The following is a 23328-nucleotide window of genomic DNA, read 5'->3' on the forward strand; positions in this document are numbered from 1 at the left end:
CGAAAGAGTAAGTTGTTCTCCGTAGCTACGCAACCACTCCCCGCAACGAAATAAACGATCAAAACCCCCCCCCCCCCGGGGGCGCCCCGGGGCGCCCGCCGGGCGGGCGCCGGTGGGGGGCCCCCCCCCCCCCACGCCCCCCCCCTAAACCCCAAAAAAAAAAACACAAAAAAAACCCCCCCCCCCCCCCCCAAAAACAAAACCCCCCCCCCCCCCCCCCCACACCCCCCCCCCACCCCCCCCCCCCCCACACCCCCCCCCCCCCCCCCCGGCCGCCCCCCCGGGGGCCGGGGCGGCCCCCGGGCGCCTCCTTCCGCTGCGCTCCTGGAGGCGGTGGGGCCGGCCGCTGCGCGTCCGGCTGGCCGCGCATCGCGCGGCCGTGCCGCTGGGGTGTGGTGGTGCGGCTAGTGGGGCTTTCTGTAGGGGGGTTGGGGAGTGCGGGGCGCTCCCGGCGGGTCCGCTGCGCTCCCCCGCCTGACGGTCCTTCCGGCTGCGCCTCCAGGACCGTTGGGGCCCGCTGGCGCGGGCCGGGCTGGCTACGAGGGGGTGGGTCGCTCGTTGGGGTGGGGTTCTAGTGTACCGCGTGCATCAGATTGATGCATTATGTATCGTTGGCGGAAACATGGGACACCCCCCAACCACCCGGGCGGGGCGCGGGAAGTGAGAATCCTTTGAATCCGTCGGGCTTCGAGAAGCGCTTTGAACTGCGGAAGGAAAATGATCGTGATGTTAATTCGGGGCTGGACCCGGAGCTGACCCGCTATCGGATCGTGGCGCAGCGCACCGATCCGGAGCACCCGGGCGCGTCGGTGGTGACGAACTACGCCTACGGGCGGTCGGTCGAGGAGGCCGTCGCCAAGGCCCGCAATGCGCTGGAGAAGCCGGACGGTCTGTACGGGGACCAGGGCATGTACCGCGTGGTGGAGGTGGTCGAGGAGAGCCCGTCCAGCGAGCTCAGGCAGCAGGAGGCCCGCCGACGGTACCTCACCACCATCCTGGAGAACGCCACCACCACCGTGCGCGGCCGCGAGCCGGACAACCCGGATGCGGAACTCCTCAGCCGCCTGGACGACTTCTTCACCCGCGCCGTCACCTTCCCTGACCCACACACCAGCGGCGTACACCCCCGGCCCCACCAAGCCACCTTCGGCTGGACCAGCGAGCCGCCCGGGATTGAGCACGCCAGCGACCCCGGCCGGGCCCTGGCCCTGTTCCTCCTGGCCTACCTGGACCACCACGGCCTGGACCTGGAGGCGGCCGTCCGCACCGGTGCCCTGCCCGAAGAGCGCACGGACGTCAGCCGGCCTCCGGCTCGTGCCTCGGAAGAGAACGAGGCGTCGCCGGAACTTGTCGAGCGTGTCCTGGACATCTGCGGACAGCACTACGCGGCCGTGACCGGCACCAGCTCCGAGCAGTGGGACCAGGAGTCGGCCCGGGAAGTCGTGCGCATCGCCCTGTGCACCGTGCAGTTGATGGAGCGGGACATCTACTACCCACGGGCGCTGGAGACCTACCTGCAAACGCACCGAGCGCGGCTGGAACGGCTGTGGCGCCGCTACGGGCCCGGCGGCATGTTCGCGGGCGAGCTCGTGCTGATCGACCTGCCCGCCTGCTTCGTGCTGTGCGAAAGGATCGACAACACCCCGATCTCGCTCGAAGGGGTCTGGACGCGGGAGGGCCAGGAGGAAACCGCGCTGGAAAGGCTTGAGAACGCCTGGCTGTACGACACCGGAGAGGAGGACGGACGATGAGCAGGATTCCACTTAAGAAACACCAGATCGACCAGAAGTCGAGTTTCCGTAAGTGGGTCGGATTCCCTGCAAGATCATCTGTTCCCCCTCAAGGTGCCCGTGGCACGGTCGTGTCAGCGACCGGGTCCGGCAAAACGATCATGGCTGCCGCGAGCGCGCTGGAGTGCTTCCCCGAGGGCCGGATCCTCGTCACGGTACCGACCCTGGACCTGCTCGTGCAGACCGCCCAGGCGTGGCGCGCGGTCGGTCACCGCTCCCCCATGGTCGCGGTGTGCTCGCTGGAGAACGATCCCGTGCTGAACGAGCTGGGGGTGCGCACCACCACCAACCCGATCCAGCTCGCCCTGTGGGCCGGGCACGGGCCCGCCATCGTGTTCGCCACCTACGCCTCTCTCGTGGACCGCGACGACTTCGACGACCCGATGGGCCAGGGGAAGGTTCGCGGGCCGCTGGAGGCCGCTCTGGCGGGCGGAGAGCGCCTGTACGGCCAGCAGATGGACGGTTTTTCGCTCGCCATCATCGACGAAGCCCACGGTACGGCGGGTGATCTTGGCAGGCCGTGGGCGGCGATCCACGACAACGCCCGCATCCCCGCCGACTTCCGGCTGTACCTGACCGCGACCCCGCGCATCCTCGCCTCGCCCCGCCCGCAGAAGGGCGCGGACGGCCAGGAGCTGGAGATCGCGAGCATGACCGACGACCCGGACGGCACCTACGGGTCATGGATCGCCGAACTCGGGCTGAGCGAGGCGATCGAGCGGGAGATTCTCGCTCCGTTCGAGATCGACGTGCTGGAGATCCGCGACCCCTCGCCGGTCCTCGGGGTGTCGGAGGAGGCGCTGCGGGGCCGGCGCCTGGCCCTGCTGCAGACCGCGCTCCTGGAGCACGCAGCCGCGTACAACTTGCGTACGGTTATGACGTTCCACCAGAAGGTCGAGGAAGCGGCGGCGTTCGCGGAGAAGCTGCCCCAGACGGCTGCGGAGCTGTACATGAATGACGCCTCCGACGACGACCTGGCGGCCGCGGACCGGCTCCCCGCATCGTCGATCGACGCGGAGTTCTATGAGCTTGAGGCCGGCCGCCACGTACCCCCGGACAGAGTGTGGGCGGCGTGGTTGTGCGGCGACCACCTCGTCAGCGAGCGGCGCGAGGTGCTGCGGCAGTTCGCCAACGGCATCGACGCGGCCGGCCGCCGGGTCCACCGCGCCTTCCTCGCCAGCGTTCGCGTGCTCGGGGAAGGCGTCGACATCACCGGCGAACGGGGAGTCGAGGCCATCTGCTTCGCGGACACCCGCGGCTCGCAGGTGGAGATCGTGCAGAACATCGGCCGGGCACTCAGGTTGAACCGCGACGGCTCCACGAAAGTCGCGCGGATCATCGTGCCCGTCTTCCTGGAGCCCGGCGAGGACCCCACGGACATGGTGGCCTCCGCCAGTTTTCGCCCCCTTGTAGCCGTTTTGCAGGGCCTCCGCAGTCATGATGAACGACTCGTTGAACAGCTCGCCTCCCGCGCCCTCACCAGCGGAAAGCGCAAGATCCACGTCCAGCGCGACGAGAACGGCCAGATCATCGGCGCCGACGGCGCGGGCGACGGCGAGGACCACGAGCACGACGACACCCAGGCCGCCGCCGAATCCGCCCTGCTCCACTTCTCCAGCCCGCGCGACGCGGCGACCATCGCCGCCTTCCTGCGCACCCGGGTCTACCGGCCCGAGTCGCTGGTGTGGCTGGAGGGCTACCAGGCCCTGCTCCACTGGCGGAAGGGGAACCACATCACCGGCCTCTACGCCGTCCCCTACGACACCGAGGCCGAGGTCGGCGTGACAAAGGCTTTCCCGCTGGGGAGGTGGGTGCACCAGCAGCGAAAGGCACTGCGGGCCGGGGAACTGGAGCCGCGGCGCAAGGAGCTCCTGGACGCTCCCGAGGCCGGGATGGTCTGGGAGCCTGGCGAAGAGGCGTGGGAGAACAAGCTCGCCGCACTCCGCTCCTACCGGCAGGCCACAGGCCACCTCGCACCCCGCCAGGACCAGGTCTGGGGCGAGAGCGAGGCCGGGGGGCTGGTACCCATTGGGCAGCACATGGCCAACCTCCGCCGCAAGGGCGGCCTCGGAAAGGACCCCGAGCGGGCGGCGGAGCGCGCGCAGCAACTGGCCACGATCGACCCGGACTGGAACTGCCCCTGGCCACTCGACTGGCAGAGGCACTACCGGGTGCTCGCCGACCTCGTCGACGCCGACGGCCACCTGCCCGACATCGCTCCGGGCGTCCTCTTCGACGGCGACGATATCGGGCGCTGGCTCCAACGGCAGTCCCAGCCGGGTACTTGGGCGCAGCTGTCGACCGAGCAGCAGGAGCGGCTGTCCCAGCTGGGCATCAAGCCCGCCCAGGCGCCGTCTCCGGCCCCTGCGGCTACGCGTGTGGCAAAGGGCCCGAGCAAGGCGCAGCAGGCGTTCCAGCGCGGCCTGACGGCCCTCGCGCAGTGGGTGGAACGGGAAGGTGCTCACCGGCCTGTACCGCGCAGCCACAGCGAAGAGATCACGGTCGACGGCGAGACGGAACCGGTGGCCGTGAAATTGGGTGTGTGGGTCTCCAACACCAAAACGAGGCGGGACAAACTCGCCCAGGACCAGCTCGACGCACTGCGGGAACTGGGGATCGAGTGGGCATGACTGCCTGTGTTTGCGGGGTGCCCAGGCCGGTCAGGTCGGAGCCGTAACCGGGTGGGGCCTGCAGGTGGTTACGGGGCCAGGGCTGACGAGCGGGTGGAATGAGCGGCGAGGAGCGGAAGCTGGCAGCGGCTGGACCGATCGCGCCGTCGAGCGGTGTGCTACGCGTGGGGCCGCTGCAGGGGGAAATGACGCAGTCGTTCCTGATCCGGCTGGCGGCACGCTACGGCATGGCGTTCAGGGACCTGCTGGCGGCGATCGTCGACGTGGGCGGACTGCCGAACGTGATGGGCAGGGCGCGGCCGGACAGCGAGATCTATCTGAACCAGGAAGCACGGGACCGGGTGGCGCAACTGTGCCGCGTCCCGCAGGACGACCTGCTGCGGGCGCTGTCCGCCTGGGCGCAGGAGGAGCCTCGTCGCCGGTTCGCCACGGGGCCAGCAGCGCAGTTCCACCACACCGCGGAGAAGGTACGACGCTGGGGACCAGCCTGCCCTGCGTGCACGGCGCGGCGTGCCGGAAGGCCGGAGGCTGCTCGCATGTATCTGGGACCTGCGCAGCGGGTGTGCCTGCCTCATCGCCGGTGGCTTATGCAGATCCCGGGCACGGTCGGCCGAGTGGTGGACCTGGCCGGGAGCGGGCAGATGCTGGAGGCCCGGCACCATCACGTGAGGCTGCTGCGCCGTTCCGCGCGGGCAGCGGACGCTTTTGAGGTGGCGCAGGCAGTGACCGCGTCGTGGTGGTGGCAGACGTGGCCGCGGGAGCATGTGTGGCCGGCGCGGCTACGGAGCCTGGACAGCGACGGCTTGGGCCAGGACGCGTGGCAGGTCGTGGCGCGGGAGCTGGTGACCTATCCGGAGACCGTTGCCCTGGCCACGCTGCTGGCCGGTGACGACTTCCGGCGCCGTGTGGTGGCCGAGGCGCAGGACCATGTTCCCTTTCGCCTGGCTGATCTGCCGACGCTCTTGACGGCTGTTGCAGGCTGTATGCGGCGGCCCTGGTACGTGGAGCAGTTGGCGCAGGAGACGTCGGGTCCTCTCTTCGCGTGGGCGTATCAGTGCGTGCGGGCGCAGGGCGGGACAAATGCTGAGGGCCAGGAGATGTGGGCGGTGGCTCCGGCTCACCGTCAGCGCCCCCTGGCGGACGAGCTCGCGGTACGGGCGCGTGTGGGGACCGGCGGCCAGCGCGCGGAGGGTAAGCGGCGGCGCGGACACAGTCGGCAGGCGGACGAAGCCTTCGCGGCCGGCCTGGCGCATGCCAGCCGCTACGTGCGCGAACGCGGCAATCTTGCGGTCCCGAAGGACACCGTGGTCGATTCCTATCGGCTTGGGGAATGGCTGGGCAACGTCCAGGCCAGGGCCTGGGCGATGGTGCCGGACCGTGCGCAGGCGCTGGCGGCCTTGGACCCGTGGTGGAATGTCCCCTGGTCGGTGCAGTGGCAGCGCTCGTACTACCGGGCGCGCGATCACGCCGCGGTTGCCGGTCCGCCCGATGCAGCCGCGGGATTTCCCGGCACGCAGATACTCAACGGCGAGTGGCTGTATCTGCAGTGCACCCACTACAGCACTCTCCATCCTGAACAGCGGCGTCTGCTCGCGGACATCGGCATCACGGCCGAGGCGGCGCGCGCCGCGCTGCCGCGGCGGGTCCCCATCCAGGCCAGCTTCGAGAGGGGGCTGACGCACGCCAGGTCCTATGCCGCCGAGCACGGTTGCCTGACCGCCGCGGACAAGGACACGATGTACCAGGGGTATCCGCTGGGATCGTGGCTCGCACGCCAGCGCCGCAGGGCGCTCCGGAGCCCGGAGCCCACGGAGCGCTCCCGCGCACTTGACGCCATCGATCCCTGGTGGAACCCACCCTGGGGGCCAGCCTGGCAGCGCACCTACGTGCAGGCCCGGCGGCTGGGGGAGAGCGGGGGCGGGCTCGATGCGGGGGACGGATTTCCCGGAGCGGAAGCGGATCTCGTCCTGTGGCTGTCGCGGCAATGTGCCGCATATCGGCGTCTGAACCCCGGCCAGCAGCGCCTGCTGGCCGACATCGGCATCACGGCCGAGGAGGCCGCGAAAGTGCAGGGCGGGACCGGGGCGTCCCAGGCTGTGACCGAGCAGGTTGCTGCTGCCGGTCTGTGGGCCTTGGACGGCATGGCCAGCGCTCGTTCCTTCGCCGCGGCACACGGGCACCTGGCAGTGCCCTCGGAGTACGTGCACGACGGGTTTGCCCTGGGCCGCTGGCTGGTGGAGCAGCGCCGCCAGGACCGCCGGCACGTTCAAGCCACCGGAGGCGGGTGGCCGCGCGGCGGGCTGCTGGCCGAACTCGATCCCTGGTGGAACCCGCCCTGGCCCTATCCCTGGCAGCGGCGCTACCAGCAGGCCCGTAAGCGATGGCAGAAAGACCGGCTCAAGGTGCCCGGCCCGCAACGCGGCAGGGACGAGGACGAGGTGACAGTGTGGCTGCGCCGTCAGTGCGCCCGGCACGACGTCCTGCAACTCGAGCAGCAGAACCTCCTCGCGGACATCGGCATCACCTCTGTCGTCGCCCGCGCCGTGACCGAAGCCGACCGAAGCCCCGCCCGCGTAGACACAGGGCTCGCCCACGCACGTAGCTATGCCGCCGAACACGGGCACCTCGCCGTGGCCGAACAGACCCGCCACAACGGCTACCCCCTGGGCAGCTGGCTCCTACGCCAACGACACCGCGTCGCTGACGGGCGCACCGATCCGACCCGGATCGCCGCGCTGAACGCCCTCGACCCACACTGGAACCCGCCCTGGCCGCTGGCCTGGCAGCGCGCCTACGGCCGAGCGCGCACCGCCACGACCAGCGGCAACCTGGCCACGACGCAGCGCCGCTGGATCACCACACAGACAAGGCTGTGGGACAGCCTCCATCCCATCCAGCAAGAACTCCTCACCAGCATCGGTGCCGCGCCCGCCATCGAACCCGTGCCGACTCCCACCACGACACGACGCTACCCGCCGGGCGAGGGCCTCCCTCACGCCCGCGGCTACGCCGCCGCCCACGGGCACCTCGCCGTGTTCAAGCACACCCACCACCACGGCTTCGCCCTGGGGGACTGGCTCATCCAGCAGCGGCGCAAAGCCCGCGCAGGCCTCCTGTCCGCCCACACCCTGCAAGAACTCACCCTCCTCGATCCCTGGTGGAACCCGCCCTGGCCCTTCGCCTGGCAACGCAAATACCACCAGCACCGCACCCTTTACGCCGCAGGCCAGCCTCTCCCGCCCGAACTTCAGCGCTGGGCCCGCAAGCAGAGCATCCTCTGGCACCAACTCCATCCACATCAGCAGGCGTTGTTGTGCACGATCGAGATCCGTCCGGAAGCACTGAGTTGGCAAGGCACCTTGCCTGGAGCGTGACGGTAAGACTTCCGAGAGTGATCACGTAGGGCTACTCTTTCCTCCTTGTAGGTGAGGGGGGTATATGCGGTACGAGCAGCGTGCCTATGCACGGGTTAAGTTCCTTGAGCTCATGGCGGAGTTGTACGAGAACGAGTTCGAAGACTTCTTCCACCGGCTCATGTGCTCGAGGTACCCAGACTTCCTGGACGTCCGCACCGCGGGCAGTCTGGGCGATATGTCGGCAGACGGTCTCACGCTGCATTCCCGCAAGTTGTATGCCTGCTACGCCCCGCAGACGGTGAAGCCGAGCAAAATCCGCAAGAAGTTCAACGGCGACCTGGCCGGTGCGCTCGCCAAGCGCAGCGGGCAGTTCGACACGTTCGTTTTCGTGCACAACGATCGACGCGGTGTTCACCCTGAAGTGACGGCGATGCTGTCCGAGGCAGCCACCAGCACGCCGGCCCTGCTGTTTGAGCAAATGGGTAGCCGGCGCTTGTGGCACGAGTGCATGCAACTGGACCAAGTGATAGCGGAAGACGTCCTCCGGTGCGAGATCCCGATCAAGGAGATGACGTTCGGGATCGGGATGGATGATCTTGAGCCTCTCCTGAAACAGCTTCAGGAACTCCGGACTTCCTCTGACCCGCTCATGCCTCTGCCAGACGTGCGCATCGAGAAACTGGACTTCAACCGGCTCGAAGGCGAAGCACGCGAGGACCTGCTCCGCGGGATGCGGCAGGCCCACCTCGTGGACGCCTTCTACGCGGGCAGTATGCGGGAGCTGGAACACGACGAGGTCGCGCGGGGCTTCCGCGTGTACTACGAGCAGGTTCGCAGACACTGGGCCGATCCAGAAGACGTGCTGTGGCAGCTCCAGATGTACGTACTGGGCAACGCGCAGCCGCAGCCGAAGGTGCTGCGTGCCGCCCTCGTTGTACTCGCGCATTTCTTCGGGCGGTGCGACATTTTCGAAGCGCCTCCAACTGGCTGGCAGCCCGGGATCGGGATATCCGCGTGATCACTCCTACGAAGGGCATCGCGCCTGACCGGTGCCTGCTCGCCGTCGGCGCCCAGGTCCTGCTGCAGCTGGACGAACCGCGGTCTGTCAGTCAGACATGGGCCCGGTTGAAGACCTGGCGGGCCGGTCACGGCCACGCCTCGCCCGTATCGTTCGGCTGGTTCGTCCTGGCACTGGACATGCTCTACAGCATGGGAGCCATAGAGCTGGACCAGGACATCCTCGTTGCAAGGAGCATGCATGCTGCGCCGCTTGAGCGCTGACGACGAGCGCTTCAAAGAGGTGTCCTTCGTCGAGGGCCTGAACCTGATCGTCGCCTCCACCACCGCCTCCTCCGCAGACACTGACAGCCGCAACAGCGCCGGCAAGTCCAGCCTGATCGAGCTGATCCACTTCCTGCTCGGGGCCCGGGCCACAAACACCACACTCGCCATGAACAAGGCGCTGCGGCACATCACGTTCACCCTTGAATTGGACTGGCCGGGCCTGAGTGGTCCGCTCAAGGTCCGCCGCAGCGGACAGCGTGCCGGCTTCGTGACGCTCGACGAGGACGTGACCAGAACGGACGACGGCGCCATGTTTCCCCGCACTGGCGCCGTAGAGCTGCCCGTGGAGCGGTGGACACAATTGATCGAGCGGGACCTCTTCGGTCTGCGCGGTGACCATCCGGGCGTAAGCGGAAGAGTGCTGCTTTCCTTCCTCGCCCGGCGTATTTCGTCGCACGGCTTCAACGAGCCGACCCGTACGTTCTCCCGGCAGTCCGCCCCGGAAGCCGCCTCCAACCTCGCCTACCTGCTGGGCCTGGACTGGCAGCTCGTCGACGAGTACAGACAGCTGGCCGCCCGCAAGGCAACACGTGCCCAGCTGAAGAAAGCGGTCGATGACCCCGTGTGGGGGCGCATCGTGGGTTCCACCGCAGACCTCAGAGGCCAGATCACGCTGGCCAAGGCGCAGGTGGATCGGCTCCGTGCACAGGTTGCGGCCTTTCAGGTCGTCCCCGAATACGAACGCCTCAAGGACAGAGCGGACCAGGTCAGCCGACGTATCAAGCAGCTGGCACAGGACGATGTGATCGACCAGCACAACCTCGAAGAGCTCCAGGCAGCCGTCACCGAGACCACCGACGTCGAAGTCGACTACCTCGAGCCCGTCTACCGAGAACTCGGCGTCGTCCTCAACGATCAGGTCCGCCGGCGGTTCGAGGACGTGAAGACGTTCCACCACTCAGTGGTCCGCAACCGCCGACGCTTCCTGGAAGAAGAAATCGCCGAGCTCACCGAGCGGCTTCAGTCACGCCGCTCGGAGCGGGCGCGGTTGGGCGAGGACCAGGCCCGCCTCCTTCGAGACCTTGCCGAGGGAGGAGCGTTGGAGGCTCTGACGACCCTACAGACGGCCCTCGGCCGTGAAGAGGCCGCACTCCAGGCTCTGCGTCACCGCTTCGAAGCAGCTCAGACCCTCGAAGCGAGCGCCCGGCAGATCACCGCGAAGAGCGTGGAACTGCAGCAGGCGGTCGACACCGATCTCCAGGAGCGCCGTCGGCAGACCGACGAAGCCATCCTGCTGTTCTCTCACTACGCCCAGCGCCTCTATGGGGAAGGGCGCGAGGCCTACCTCGCCATCGAGGCCGGCCGCAACAGCCTGACCATCACCCCGCGCATCGACAGCGACGGCAGCCGCGGCATCAGCAACATGGTCATCTTCTGCTTCGACCTGACCCTCGCGGTCCTGGCACACCGTCACGGCCGTGGCCCCGACTTCCTCATCCACGACAGCCACCTCTACGACGGCGTCGACGACCGGCAAGTCGCCGCTGCCCTGAAGCTCGCCGCCGAAGTCACCGTGGAGGAGAACCTGCAGTACATCGTCACAATCAACACCGACAGCCTGAGCATGGCCGCACAGCGCGGCTTCGATCCCGAGCCCTACATCCGCAACCCCCGCCTCACCGACGAACACGAAACCGGCGGTCTCTTCGGATTCCGCTTCAAAACCGCGGGCAAGAGATAGACCGCCGTTGCCCGGTCCCGGCGGAGTCTTGTGCTGACGGGACTCGCTGTTCGGGGTCTACAGGTCGAACTCCAAGTGCTCGATGCCGGTGAAGCGGACCTCCTCCAGCTGGCCGGCGCGGCGGCCGTTGTCCTGGAAGTACACTTCCTTGAGCGCTTCGGCGGCGATTTCCTGGAGCTGCTGGTCGCTGGCGCCGGCCTCCTGGGCGTCGAAGAGTCGGGCCGCGTACCGCGGTGGCAGGGCGACGGTCAGGTGCCGGATGCGGTCTTGGTCCGTCGACCCGATCGGCGCGGTGTAGCCCATGCGGGCGCGGGTGTCGATGACGATGCCGCCGGTGGTAGCCGCCTTCTGCCGGGCCTTGGCCCTGATCTGCGGCTGCCAGCGCTTCTTCACCTCGCGCTCCAGGCGCGCGGCGAGGTCCGGGCGGGGCTTTTTGATCTGGTCCTTCACGTACCGCTCGACGGTGCGCTGCGAGATCCGCAGCATCTGGGCGACCGCCTTCGTGCCGCCCAGCTGCTTGACCAGGTACCGCATCTGCGGGCCCGCGTTCTTGGGCGCCGGGCGGGTGAACGCCTTCTGCACCGCGGCGTCCAGGCCGTCCCCGAACAGGCTCATCGTCGCCTTCTCCTACTCTCCGTTGTCGACGTCGGTGACGGTGCCGTCCTTGATGTACCGGGCGAGGTTGAGTGCGGGGGCGTTGAACCGCTCGCGGACCTCTTCGCCCCACAGGACGCTCTGGGTGCCCTCGTGCTTGACCAGGCCGGGGTTGATGCCGAGCTTGAAGCCGCCGGGTAGCGGCTTGCCGTCGCGGCAGGGCAGGAAGTCCAGCGGGCTGGTGCCGTCCGCCGCGTAGACGACGCAGTCGGACAGGACCGCGATCGGGTATTGGCCCGTGAAGGCGGCGTGCTTGACGATCTTGCGGTGCAGGTTGATCCGGGTGCGGGAGATGACCGCCGCACGGATGTCGGGCCGCCACGTCGGGCGGGATAGCGCGCGCCACGGCTCGCCGGGCCGCCAGCCCTCCCCGCGCGGGCGCTCGCGCAGCTTGCCCAGGCCGCCCTTCACCGTCGCCTTGACCGCCGAGACGACGATCGCCAGCTCCGGATCACGGCCGCGGTAACCGTCCATCGCAGCGAGGAAGTCAGTCGGCGCCAGGTCGGCGTCGACACCGAGGTCGGCCATCGTGGCGAGGTACGCGTCGCGCAGCCGCTGGTACCAGCCGTCCAGGTAACGGCCGCTCTCGTAGCGGACGTACGCCTCGATCGGCGCCACGTCGTAGCCGAGCTCCACCGCGTACGCCACGGTCGGCGTCGCGTACCAGGCCGGCCCCTCGGGGCGCTCCCCCTTCGGCGTGAACGGGCTGGGCAGCAGACTCGCGTCCAACTCCGCCCACGTGTCCTTGCCGACCTTCACCCGGGACAGGTCCACGTGCGAGAGGTCCACCAGCCAGGAGCCGGGCAGCTTCGCATCGAACACCGGCGCCGTGACGTGCGTCGGCGCACCGAGGCCGACGACCAGGCCGTTCGCTCCGGCGGCGAAGGCCATGTTCACGTCGATGCCGACCAGGTGCCGCAGCGTGCACTCGGCATCCGTCATCGGCCGCGCCCAGTCGTACGCCTCCTCGAACAGCTTCTCCCCGGGGCCGCGGACGTGGAAGCGCGGCAGGTCCTTCAGCAGCGGGTGCCCGTCGGGGGCCTCGCACGGCGCACAGTCCACCGGATCCTTGCCCAGCGAGCCGGGGTTGTGCTCAGAGTGCCGCTTGCCCTCAATGTCCGGCTCGGAGGCGCGGGTGGGCGGATGCAGCGCGGTCATCAGCTCCAGACCGGTCACTGCGGTCGACCCGCGCGGCGTCATCACGCGGGACGCGTACACACCCAGCACACGGGCAAGTTCCGCGGGAGGGAGCTGAGCTGCCTTGCCCCAGTGCCGGATGTCCAGCGCGTTCCACGACGGGATGCACAGCTGCACGCAGGCCCGCTCCGAACCGGTCGCGGGACGGTAGACCCTCGCCCACGGACCGAACCCCCGCTTGGTCAGCTTCCATTCCGCTCGCACCAGTTGCCTGATTACCTTGTGGCCCTCCGAAATCCGTCCGGCGAGCCGCTCTTCGTCGGTGAGGGCGACGGGCAGGCCGTAGCGCTCCAGCGCCGATTCGGTGAGCACGAGCAACGGGTCGGCATCCTTGCCCGGCCCAGACAGCTTCGGCTGCCCCAGCTTCGCCTCGCGCAGCGTCCAGTCCACCAGGGCCGGGACCGACTTGGCGGGCACGTCCAGGACCAGCCCGCCGACGCAGTACGCGTATGCCTGGCCGTCGGCGTCAACGTCAATGACGGCGAGCGGTCCGTTCTCGAACCGCGGGTCGGTGCTACCGGCGGGGGCAGCCGTCCGCGCGGGCGGGCGGCGCGATGTCGGCCCGGTCGTGGCCGGCGAACGCGGTACCGCGGCAGGGCGCAGTGCGATGTTCTCGGAAGCAGGCTCCAGGATCGGGCCTGTGGGTTCGGTGCGGGCTTTGGCCGGTTCCGCTCGCGTTGACGCTGGAACGGCTGGGACGGCAAGCGACTCGGGTACCGCCGTGTCCGCCGCGACGTTGGGGTCGGCGGGGTAGAGCTGGGCAAGTTGCTTGAGCATGCGGGCGTAGGCGTCACGCTCCGGCGGCCGCGGCTCGGTCTTGCCGGATTCCCAGCCGCTGGCCGTCGCCCGCCGCACCTGCAGTGCAGTGGCCACCTCGTCCAGCGTCAGGCCATGTGCCTGGCGCAGCCGCCTGCGCTCTGCCGGGGGCGGGAGTGGGGAACGGGACGCAATGAGCGCGTCAACCGCGTCGAACAGCTCGGACATACAGAACCTCCTGCCCCTGACCCTAGCGTGAAGCGCACATAGCGCGTACGAAACGCGTACGGATAGCGTTCGCGTCTTGATCCCGTGTAGCGGGGCAGCGGCTAGGACTAGCAAGAGCTCGCCAAGAACCCGGCGGTGGTTGTTGTTTGGTGAGCCCCTGGCTTGGCAACAGCGTAGAAACCAGAGTTGGGCGAGGCTCGCACAGTTGGCCAGGACGCTTCGATGCTGGTGGGTGTAAGTCGTACCGCGCCCGCAGCAGCGCCTCCCCAGCTGACGTCGCACCAACCGGGGACTGAGTCGGCGGTCCCATATTCAGTGACAAGTGCTCGATCCAGCCGCGACTGGCGGAGGGCTCCGTGAGTCGGCTTACGGAGCCATGGGTAATGCAGTGGCGGCCCATCCCCGCGGGCGCGGGGATGGGCCGCCACTTCAACGAGTCGTCCGGCCTTCTCGCGTGAAGGCCTCATGGAGGCTGGCCTACAAAGACTCTCCCGTCTGTGGGCGCGTGACGCGCTGTCGTGTCAGCACCGTGGGCCGCCGGTGGTGTGGTCCAGGTGCGCCAGGAAGTCCTCAATCTCACGCACGAGAGCTTGTGTTGCTTCAGACAGGTCGACTCCGGCTTCCCCCAATGCCCAGTCGACCCTGTCTGCAGCAACGCGAGTACCGGCTGACCGGCACACAAAGCCACTCACGAATGATCTGAAAGACTCCTCAGTGTGTTCTTTCCCGTGTCCGCAGCATGCCGATAGGTTTTCTTCCCTCTCGGCATCAAGGATATGAAGATAGTCCCGCGCGTCCTCATCGCCCTTGAGTGCTGCTTTTTCCCACCAACTTCGCGCCACATCATCCCTGTCTAGGAACTCAAGGATTTCTGCTACGCGTCGTGTTTCCTGTGGTGTCGCGGAATCATCGATTTCCTTTTTCAGGAGAGTGCGTAGTTCAGGGAATACGCCGATTCGATGGTTTCCGTCCACGATTTCCAGGCAGGGGGCGGGGGCCGGGGGCCAGCCCGAAGGCTGGCCCCCCTCCGCCTGGACAGAGTCCTCACCGATCCGAGAACTCCTGGAAACCGCCTGCTCGGAGCCTTCAAGCAGGAGCCACAGGGCGAGGAGCCGGATGGCTCCCCGCTCCTCAGGCTGGTGCGTCCAAGCGGACAGGTATGTCATGCGGTGGCCTCCTCACTGTGTTCGTTGATGGACTTCTTCAGGTTGTTGGCGGCGGCTTTAATGTAGCGCTTCACCGACTCCTCCTTTATCTGGAGGCGCTGTGCAACCACGGCAGGGCTGAGATCCTGCAGAACACACAGGATGGTGACCTCGCGCTGCCGTTCAGGAAGGCTGGCGACGAGTTCGTCGATTCCTTCCTTAATCATTTCGTAGGCGGCCTCGGGGATGCCGATGCCTGATTCCGTTTCGGGCAGTTCATGAACCGGTACCGCGACCATCCGCTTGTTCCGACGAAACTGGTCGATGACCGCCCGTTTCACCGCGGTGCGGCCGTAGGCGGTGAGCGACCCCTCTTGCGCAGAGATCGTCGCCCACCGCCGGTACATGTTCAGGTAGACGTCCTGCACAGCGTCTTCTGCGCTGTGCAGGTCGCCCGCCTCGACCCGGGCCAGTCGGGAGAACGCCTCAATGGTCTCGAGGACGAAGGACTCGAAGTCCGCTCCCGGAGCGGCCTCGCTCACGCAGCCTCCCGCGTGGCGATGGCCCGATGGCCTGCCGGATCAGCTGCGTCCTTGCGGAACAGCCAAGCCGGCCGCCCCTCCTCGAAGCGGGCCGCGGCGCCGCCGTCGGGCAGGGACTGCGCCATCGCGACCATGGTGGCGCGCTGCTCGCGCTCCGTCCGAGTCTCGATGTACGCCTTCACAAGCATCTCCACGACGCCCTTGGCGCGGCGCATCGCGAAGAACAGCAGGAGCAGCAGGGGAACCCCGCCCGCTCCTGCCCAGTACGACCAAGTCATCGACCAGGCCTCCCAGTAGAAACGAACTCGTTGATGAAGGCCCAAGGGCCTTCACTCCCTTACACGCCGCCGGAGGCCAGATCCGGATGCCGATGGCCAAGATCTTTTCCCAACTCCCCCTGCCTCCCGGCCTGTCGCATCGTCTTCGCAGGTCACAGGGGTAGCAGGAGGTGACAGGAAAAACGGTCTGAAGGTGGCCCCGTCGAGTAGAAGTGACGGCCCCAGGAGGACGGGGCGCCTGGGCATCCGCTGCAAAAGCGCCCGCCGGGACGGCGGACACGAGACCGTGGTGAAGTGACCCATCACCCCGGCCTGCTGCGGACAGTTCCCCTTCAGGGGGAGACGACCTCGTCGCTGATCTACCGCATCGCGGGCCGTTACGGGATGGAAGCGAAGGTGTTGCGGTCGTGCTGGCAATGGCGCAACTACCCGCCGGGGCACGACGGCGGGGGCACGCGGGCCGACGCCGAGGTGCTGCTGAACACGCCCGGACGGCGGCTACTGGCAGGCATGTGCGGCGTCGAGGAAGACGTGCTGGCGCGGGCGTTGCCGTCCTGGGGACAGCAGGACGCCAAGCTGTCGGCCAGAAAGAACGGCGTGCCGGCCGCCGCGTGGCGGACCGGGGGCGCGGTCGCCGGGCCGGTCGCCTTCGGCTGCCGTCTGTGCGCGGCCCGGCGCACGGGGACGGCCGTGCAGGTGGTGCGGTACGCGCCACGATGGGAGCGGGTGTGCGTCCGGCACGGGCGGTGGCTCCTGGACGCCGACGCCGACCAGCCTCTTGAGTATCTGGACGTACGGGGTGTGCCGGAAGTGGCCGCGGCGCAGCGGCGGTGGACTGGTGTGGCGCGGCGGGCGGTACGGGCCGGAGCGGAGCCGGAGAGGGTGTTCGCTCTGGCTTATGCGGTGGTGGCCCGGTGGTGGGAGCAGGCTCTGCACTGGGAGCGGGAGACGCTGTGGCCTCAGCGGCTGCACCAGGTCGCGGGCGGCAACGCCGGTACAGAGCTGGAGCGGTGGCGGATCGTGGGCCGGGACGCGGTCGTCTTCCCCGAGGTGGTGGCCGTGGCCGACGCGCTGCTGGACCCGGCGATGGCCGAGCTGGTGTGGAGGGACAGCGGTGCCGGGCGGCCGCGGGCGCTGCCCTCCGACGGGATGTTCTGCCGCCGACTCGGTGAGCGCGTCGGCCGGCCGTGGCTGGGGCCGCTGGCGGCAACCGACTACGGCGGCCCGCTGACCTCGTGGATGGGCGCCGTCATCCGCATCCGTCGTGGCGCCGGCGGCCCGCCCGGCTACGACAACGATCCGTGGTGGCTGCGCCAGGAACACCAGCCCGCGACCATGGCCGGACAGTTGCGCGTCCTGTCCAAGGAACGCAGCGCGCCCGGCTCGGGCACCACGTGGCGCTCCGCGGTGCCGGCCGAGCAGCGGGCGCTGATCAGCAGCCTGGTCAACGACGCCGAAGAACAGCTGACCCAGCTGCGCGGCGCCCAGTACGGCAAGACCGCCGACGCCGCGCAGCAGTTGCTGGGCAACCTCGGCCATGCCGCCACACTGATCGAGCAGGCCGTACGGAAGAGCGCAGCAGCAGCCCTCGCGGCGGGGATGGCGCTGGAGGATCTGGCGCGCTGGGCCCGTCTGCCGGCCGATGTCCTGGCCGAGGCACTCGCGGACCAGCGCAACGAGCGGCCGGGAAAGGAGCGGTGAGCTAGTGTCAGGAGGCAGGCAGGCTCTGCACGGACCGCGATCCGCAGGGCACTACCTCATGGCCCGGCACTCGTGATCAAAATCCGTGAAGCGGCCCGCCGCACAGGCAGGACGGGCTTGACTGGGGCGCGTGGGCAGCAAGGACGCAGCGGCCGCAGCAGGTGGCCGCTCACAGCGCATGCAGACGGATACCGGATCCGAGTGGGAGGCGGTCTTCGTCGATCCTCTCGGGCAGGTGGTGCAGCAGCGGTGGGCGGACGCGGTTCTCGCGGTGGCCTTCGAGGAGTTGGAGCCGGTGTCGGCGTTCCCGGTGGTGCCGGGGCGGCGGTGGGGTCCTGGGCAGTGGTGGTCGGCCACGACCGGCCGGCATGTGGCCTGCGGGTCGGCCGCGATGCGGGCGCAGCTGACGGTGCTGGACCGCGACCCCGAGGTGGTCGGCCTGGCCGGGCGGCCGGTGCGTCTGCTGTGGCGGGACGCGCGCGGCCAGGTCCGCTCGTGGGTGCCGCAGCTCTTCGCCCGCCACCGCGACGGCACCGCCCTGCTGGCCGACTGCCCCAACCACCTGGAGGCCGGCGGCGAGCGGGCGCAGCGTGCTGCGACGGTCCTTGAGGCGGCGTGCGCGCAGGCCGGCTGGAGCTACCGGCGCCTTGAGCCGCTGGAGAAGACGCTTTCGGCGAACCTGAAATGGCTGGCCGGGTACCGCCACCCCCGCAACGCCGGCCATCCCCGTCTCGCGGCCGCCCTGCGTGAGGTGTTCGCACAGCCGCAGCCGCTGATCGAGGGCGTCGAAGCGGTGGGCGACCCGATCGAAGTCCTGCCCGCCGTCTTCCACGCCCTGTGGCACGGACACCTCACCGCGCCCCTGGACGTACCGCTTAACGAGCGGGTCCTCGTCAGCACCGGCGCCGGCGGTGCGCACGGCCACGGCGGCCCGGGCAGCGGGGAGGGGCAGTGAGCGTGCGGCGTGGCGGCCGGACGGTGCTGCAGGTCGGAGCGCACGTCCGCTTCCGTGACCGCACCTGGCAGGTCATCGCGGTGGCGGGGCAGCAGGTCCACCTCGCCGGTGAAACAGGCGAAGACGAGACGGTCGTGGCCGGACACCTGTTCGCCGACCCGTCCTTCACCATCGTGGGCGCCGAGATGCCCCAGGCCGCAACGCAGTGGGGTCTGTTCGAAACCGCGCCCGAGGACGCGCGGCGCAAGGCACTGGCCTGGCAGCGGCACATCCGCGAGGTGGAGACCGGCCTGCCCGGCGGGACGGACAGCGACGAGATGCCCCGGGCCGAGTACGACCCCGACCGGTTCACCCTCGCACAGCGCGAGGAGGCCAAGGCCGCGGAGCTGACCGCGATCGGCTTCGGCCCTGTCTCCCGGACCACGGTGCAGCGCATGCGCCTGGCCTACCGCAAGCAGGGACTGTGGGGGCTGGTCGACCACCGCACCACCCGTCGGCCCGTGCCTACCGGGCGCACCGACGAACGCGTCATCGCCGCCATCGAGGAAGCGCTGCGCCGCCAGCGCGGCCGTTCCAAGGGCACCGTCAAGGGCCTGATGCCCCTGGTCACACAGACCCTTACCGACCGGCACGGCCGCGGCACAGTGCCCGCCCCCTCCCAGGCCACCTTCTACCGGCTCGTCCACCAGCTCGCCGACCCTGCCGAACACCCCCACCGCCCCGCCCGTACTCTCCCCTCCCCCACCGGCGGACGGGCGTTCACCCCGACCGTGGCGCTGCGGCCGGGCGAGCAGGTGCAGGTCGACACCACACGGCTGGACGTCCTGGCCGTCTTCGACGACGGCACCACCGGCCGGCCCGAACTCACGATCGCCGTCGACGTCGCCACCCGCGCCATCCTCGCCGCGGTCCTGCGCCCGGCCGGCACCAAGGCCGTCGACGCGGCCCTGCTGCTCGCCGAGATAGCCGTCCCGCACCCGGCCCGTCCCTCCTGGCCCGACGCACTGCGCCTCGCCCACACCCAACTCCCCCAGCTACAGCGGCTGATGGACCTGGACGAACGCCTTCAGGGCGCAGCCGCCCGGCCGGTCGTGGTGCCCGAGACGATCGTCGTGGACCGGGGCAAGGTCTACCTGTCCACGGCGTTCAGCGCCGCCTGCGAAACCCTCGGCATCAGCGTCCAGCCCACCCCGCCCCACGCCCCCGCCGCCAAAGGCATCGTCGAACGCACCTTCGGCACCATCAACGCCCTGCTGTGCCAGCACCTGCCCGGCTACACCGGCTCCGACGTCACCCGCCGCGGCCCGGACGCCGAACACGAGGCCTGCTTCAGCGTCGCCCAGCTGCAGGACCTGCTGGACGAATGGCTGATCCACTACCACCACCGCCCCCACGAAGGCCTGCGCCACCCCACCCTGCCGAAGAAGGCTCTCACCCCGAACCAGATGTGGGCCGCGCTCATCGCCGTGACCGGCTACGTGCCCCTCCCCTTGAGCGGCAGCGACTACCTCGAACTGCTGCCGGTGCGCTGGCAGGCCATCACCGAACGCGGCATCCGCGTCGACCACCGTACCTACGACCACGCTGTCCTCGCCCCCTACCGCGGCCAGCCCTCCCCCGTCACCGCGCGCGGCGGCAAATGGGAAGTCCACACCAACCCCCACGACGCCCGCCAGGTCTGGATCCGCCTGCCCGACGGACACCTGACAGAGATCCCGTGGATCCACCGCGACCACATCCACCAGCCGTTCAACAGCGCCACCTGGCAGCACATCAAAACGATCACCACCCGCCACAGCGACCGCGACACCCACGAAGCCGACCTCGCCGACGCCCTCGACCAGCTCATGCGCCGCGCCCACACCGGCACCGCCACCCCCGGCGAACAGCGCCTGATCACCCGCGCCGCACCACTGAAGACACCCCCGCCCGCAGCCGGCACCCGCCCTCCCCACGATCCGGCCCCGCAGGCCGACGACGGGGACGACGACAGCATCGACGCCCTCGACGACCAGCCCGACGAACCAGAACAGGCCGACAGCGAAGACGAACTCGGACCCGGCGACACCAGCGACGTGCCCGTCCCGTACACCGGACTCGGCCTCTACGACCCCGCCCAGGAAGCCCTCAACTGGTGACCAGCCCCGCACGCAACCACCACGCCCCCGCCGACACCGAGGCACCGCTGCCCGGCACGCACACAGTCGAGCCGGAGTGGCCGATCACCATCTGGCAGGGCTGGCAGCACTTCGCCACCACCCCACCCCTCACCCCACCCCAGCCCGGCGACACCCCACGCAGCACGGAAGAACGCCTCGCCTACCACTCCGCCTTCGTCACCGTCCGCACCCCCGCCATCAACACCCTCGCCACCCAGGTACGCACCCTCATGCTCCTCGGCCGCCACCAGCAGACCACCGCCCGGCCCTCACTGATCGTCACCGGCCCCGCCGCGGCCGGGAAAACGACCGCCCTCCTCGAAGTCGGACGCACCTGCCACCTCGCCCACACCCGCAAACACCCCGCCCCGCCCGGACACACCCACCAGCAGACACCGGTCGCGTACCTGCTGGTGCCGCCCGGCGCCACCGCGAAAACCCTGGCCACCGAATTCGCCCGCTACCTCGGCATCCCCGTCACCACCCGCATGACCCAGACCCAGATCACCGAGGCCGTCTGCCACACCTACACCGCCGCCGGCGTCCGCCTGGTCCTCATCGACGAGATCCACCGCCTCAACCCGCGCACGACCACCGGCGCAGAAGCCGCCGACCTGCTCAAAGACCTCACCGAACGCATCAGAGCAACCTTCGTCTACACCGGCATCGACGTCGCCTCAACCACGCTGTTCGCCGGAGTACGCGGCGCCCAACTCGCCGGCCGCGCCAGCCTCATCACCTGCGGCCCCCTCCCCGCCCGCCACGGAAACACCCGCCCCTTCACCGACCTCATCACCGACATGGAGAACGCCCTCGACCTCACCCAGCACACACCCGGCGCACTCCCCCGCCACGCCGCCTACCTCCACCAGCGCACCGCCGGCCGCATCGGATCCCTCGCCCGCCTCATCCGCCAAGCCGCCATCACCGCCATCTGCGACGGCACCGAACGCATCACCAAAAAGGCACTCGAAGCCATCCAGCTCGACCACCTCGCCGAAGAAGCAAGCCGCCCCCGCACCCGCCAACCAGCCAGAACGGCATGATGCGGAGGTGAAGAAGAGTGCTGACACGACCGCTGACGAGGACTTCGCTGATCTCTGCGGCCGGGTATGGGACGTCCTGGTTCCCGCCCGCGCTGGCTACCTGGCAGGCGTCTCACCCCACTACGACGAGGTCCTCCACGACGTCGCGCAGCGAACCGAGCACACCGGCAGCCTCGGCAAGACGGACATCGCAGCCCTCGTCGTCTGGAAACGGCTCTCCGCACAAACCCGCTGGGCGACAGAATTGATGTCCCTGCCCGACACCCAGGTCCGAGCCGTCACCGAACGGGCCGTCACCGCCGTCCGCGACACCACCCTCCCGCGCAGCGAGGCCGCCCGCACTGGACGCGGCATCATCTGGGAACTGCCCGGCTTCCGCACCGGCGACGCCCTCGCCTCCGCCATCCTCACCGCAGCAGCACCGCACCGGATGGCCGTCTACGACCGCCGCGTCCAACACGCCCTCGACACCATCGGCCTCACCCTCACCCCCACACCGGGACGCTACGGCCGCTACCTCCAACTCCTCGACGACCTCCTCGAGCACGGCGGAGCTCAAGCCGACGGCTGGACGGCACGCGACATCGACACCGCCCCGTACTGAACCGGCGCCAACCCCCACCCGACAGCAACGGCATAGCCCACCAGCAGACCCCGACCGTGCAGCAAGCCGCTGACCAGCACAAACCCGCTCCTACCCTTTAGATACCGGAGCCCATCAGCAACACCCCACCACCGTTATCAACGAACTCCCAACGACCGCAGGCCAGACGCCCCATCACCACTGCCGCCAGCTTCCCGTAAGCACCGGAATCGTTCTCAGGGAACCACCAACTCCCCAGCTCAAGCAGCCCTCACCACACCAACTACGCACCCTGGAATCACACCCGCGTCGCGCAGTTGGAGAGGCTCGGCATGGTCTGGAGCCACTTCGACGTCGCGTGGGAGGAGGGTCTGTCCGCCACGCGCGGGTGGGCCGCCGAACACGGCCACCTCCTGGCTCCGCTGGACGCCACCTACCAGGGCGCGAAGGTGGGCATCTGGTTGAAGAACGCGCGGGCCGCCGCGAGGAAGGCTGTCGAGAACGAGCGGCGGCGCGCGGAGGGTTTGCCGGTGGAGACGTCGGCCGGGGCGCTGTCGGAGGCGCGGCGGGAGCAGTTGGAGGAGATCGACGCGTCCTGGTGCCCCTCGTGGCCGGTGACCTGGCAGCGCGGTTTCCGCCTGGTCCGGATGCACCTGGACACCGGTGAGGCGCTGCCCACCGAGGCGGGCGATGTCGTGTGCCAGGGCGAGGATCTCGGGCGGTGGGTGCAGTCGGTGCGGTACGGGTGGGACCGGCTGACCACAGTGCAGCGATGGCTATGCGAACATGTCCTCGGCATCACACCGGCCAGCGAGGACGAGAAGCCGAAGCGTCGTACGCAGGCCGGCAGGTGGGCGATGAACTATCGGGCCGCCCACCAGTTCTATCTGCGCGAGGGGCATCTCCAGGTGCCTCGCAAGCATGTCGAGACCGTGCTCTTCGGGGACGGCTGGGAACTCCGGTTCCGTCTGGGGGCATGGGTCGGCAACCAGCGGAGCAGGGCTGCGACGCTGACGTCGGAGCGGATGGAGCAGTTGTCCGCGATCGGGATGCGGTGGATGTGAGTACCGGCACTTCGCAGTCGCGGGTTGCTGATCCAGCTCGTCGGCTGCGACCGGCTCGGCGAGGATGGGGGTGCGGTGTCCGTCGTCCCGTTCGCACCCCGCTGAACATCTTCCCGGCGCAGGGTTCTCATTTCCAGCTCCCTCGGCGGCCTGTGGCGAGCGGTCGGACGGGCACCGTTCCTGAGCGGGACCGGTCAGGGCAGGAGGCGGTGAGGTCCA

The 23328-nt window shown here is 69.2% G+C and carries 17 protein-coding genes; 12 read left to right on the forward strand and 5 right to left on the reverse strand.

What is annotated here, in order from left to right:
* Window positions 1-671 precede the first annotated feature (671 nt).
* The 6 genes from ACFY6S_RS27300 (at window position 672) to ACFY6S_RS27325 (ending at window position 10801) form a co-directional block, all read left to right on the forward strand.
* Complete coding sequence (locus ACFY6S_RS27300; protein WP_388818113.1) at window positions 672-1751, forward strand: hypothetical protein; 1080 nt, start codon at window positions 672-674, stop codon at window positions 1749-1751.
* Complete coding sequence (locus tag ACFY6S_RS27305; RefSeq protein ID WP_388818116.1) at window positions 1748-4420, forward strand: Helicase associated domain protein; 2673 nt, start codon at window positions 1748-1750, stop codon at window positions 4418-4420. Before ACFY6S_RS27300 ends, ACFY6S_RS27305 begins: the two co-directional genes overlap by 4 nt.
* Before the next feature lie 98 nt (window positions 4421-4518).
* The gene (locus ACFY6S_RS27310) at window positions 4519-7794 is read left to right on the forward strand and encodes a Helicase associated domain protein (RefSeq protein WP_388818119.1); all 3276 of its coding nucleotides are present in this window, start codon (window positions 4519-4521) and stop codon (window positions 7792-7794) included.
* Between the two features lie 64 nt (window positions 7795-7858).
* Window positions 7859-8794, forward strand: coding sequence for an ABC-three component system protein (locus tag ACFY6S_RS27315; protein ID WP_381466686.1), 936 nt, complete (start codon window positions 7859-7861; stop codon window positions 8792-8794).
* Window positions 8791-9057 (forward strand): ABC-three component system middle component 6, encoded by a 267-nt coding sequence (locus tag ACFY6S_RS27320; protein WP_388818123.1) that lies wholly within the window; start codon window positions 8791-8793, stop codon window positions 9055-9057. Before ACFY6S_RS27315 ends, ACFY6S_RS27320 begins: the two co-directional genes overlap by 4 nt.
* Window positions 9035-10801: an ABC-three component system protein gene (locus tag ACFY6S_RS27325; RefSeq protein WP_388818127.1), complete on the forward strand. Its 1767-nt coding sequence runs from the start codon at window positions 9035-9037 to the stop codon at window positions 10799-10801. Before ACFY6S_RS27320 ends, ACFY6S_RS27325 begins: the two co-directional genes overlap by 23 nt.
* Window positions 10802-10858: 57 nt before the next feature.
* On the opposite strand, the gene tpg is transcribed toward ACFY6S_RS27325, so the two are convergent.
* The 5 genes from tpg to ACFY6S_RS27350 all read right to left on the reverse strand — a co-directional run bounded on the left by tpg (window position 10859) and on the right by ACFY6S_RS27350 (window position 15601).
* Window positions 10859-11416, reverse strand: coding sequence for a telomere-protecting terminal protein Tpg (tpg, locus tag ACFY6S_RS27330; RefSeq protein WP_388818130.1), 558 nt, complete (start codon window positions 11414-11416; stop codon window positions 10859-10861).
* Between the two features lie 12 nt (window positions 11417-11428).
* Window positions 11429-13636, reverse strand: coding sequence for a telomere-associated protein Tap (gene tap / locus ACFY6S_RS27335; protein ID WP_388818133.1), 2208 nt, complete (start codon window positions 13634-13636; stop codon window positions 11429-11431).
* Between the two features lie 521 nt (window positions 13637-14157).
* Window positions 14158-14802 carry a hypothetical protein gene (locus tag ACFY6S_RS27340; RefSeq protein ID WP_388818136.1) on the reverse strand — a complete coding sequence of 215 codons (645 nt, stop codon included), beginning with the start codon at window positions 14800-14802 and terminating at the stop codon, window positions 14158-14160.
* Window positions 14799-15323: an RNA polymerase sigma factor gene (locus ACFY6S_RS27345; RefSeq protein WP_388818138.1), complete on the reverse strand. Its 525-nt coding sequence runs from the start codon at window positions 15321-15323 to the stop codon at window positions 14799-14801. The genes ACFY6S_RS27340 and ACFY6S_RS27345 overlap by 4 nt, the downstream gene beginning before the upstream one ends.
* Window positions 15320-15601, reverse strand: coding sequence for a hypothetical protein (locus tag ACFY6S_RS27350; RefSeq protein ID WP_031178603.1), 282 nt, complete (start codon window positions 15599-15601; stop codon window positions 15320-15322). Before ACFY6S_RS27350 ends, ACFY6S_RS27345 begins: the two co-directional genes overlap by 4 nt.
* A 294-nt stretch (window positions 15602-15895) precedes the next feature.
* On the opposite strand from ACFY6S_RS27350, the gene ACFY6S_RS27355 reads away from it, so the two are divergent.
* From ACFY6S_RS27355 to ACFY6S_RS27380, 6 genes are all read left to right on the forward strand, one after another.
* Complete coding sequence (locus tag ACFY6S_RS27355; protein WP_388818142.1) at window positions 15896-17302, forward strand: DNA-binding protein; 1407 nt, start codon at window positions 15896-15898, stop codon at window positions 17300-17302.
* A 178-nt stretch (window positions 17303-17480) separates the two neighbouring features.
* Window positions 17481-18257 (forward strand): TnsA-like heteromeric transposase endonuclease subunit, encoded by a 777-nt coding sequence (locus ACFY6S_RS27360; protein ID WP_388818144.1) that lies wholly within the window; start codon window positions 17481-17483, stop codon window positions 18255-18257.
* Entirely contained in the window at window positions 18254-20395 is a 2142-nt protein-coding gene (locus ACFY6S_RS27365) for a Mu transposase C-terminal domain-containing protein (protein ID WP_388818147.1), read from the forward strand. Before ACFY6S_RS27360 ends, ACFY6S_RS27365 begins: the two co-directional genes overlap by 4 nt.
* A gap of 83 nt (window positions 20396-20478) precedes the next feature.
* Window positions 20479-21462, forward strand: coding sequence for a TniB family NTP-binding protein (locus ACFY6S_RS27370; RefSeq protein ID WP_388819758.1), 984 nt, complete (start codon window positions 20479-20481; stop codon window positions 21460-21462).
* Between the two features lie 7 nt (window positions 21463-21469).
* The gene (locus tag ACFY6S_RS27375; protein ID WP_388818150.1) at window positions 21470-22066 is read left to right on the forward strand and encodes a hypothetical protein; all 597 of its coding nucleotides are present in this window, start codon (window positions 21470-21472) and stop codon (window positions 22064-22066) included.
* 311 nt (window positions 22067-22377) lie between these two features.
* Window positions 22378-23109, forward strand: coding sequence for a helicase associated domain-containing protein (locus ACFY6S_RS27380; protein WP_388818152.1), 732 nt, complete (start codon window positions 22378-22380; stop codon window positions 23107-23109).
* The last annotated feature ends 219 nt before the right edge of the window (window positions 23110-23328 follow it).

The organism is Streptomyces sp. NPDC012835, from assembly GCF_042900885.1.
In the GTDB taxonomy this organism is placed as follows: Bacteria; Actinomycetota; Actinomycetes; order Streptomycetales; family Streptomycetaceae; genus Streptomyces.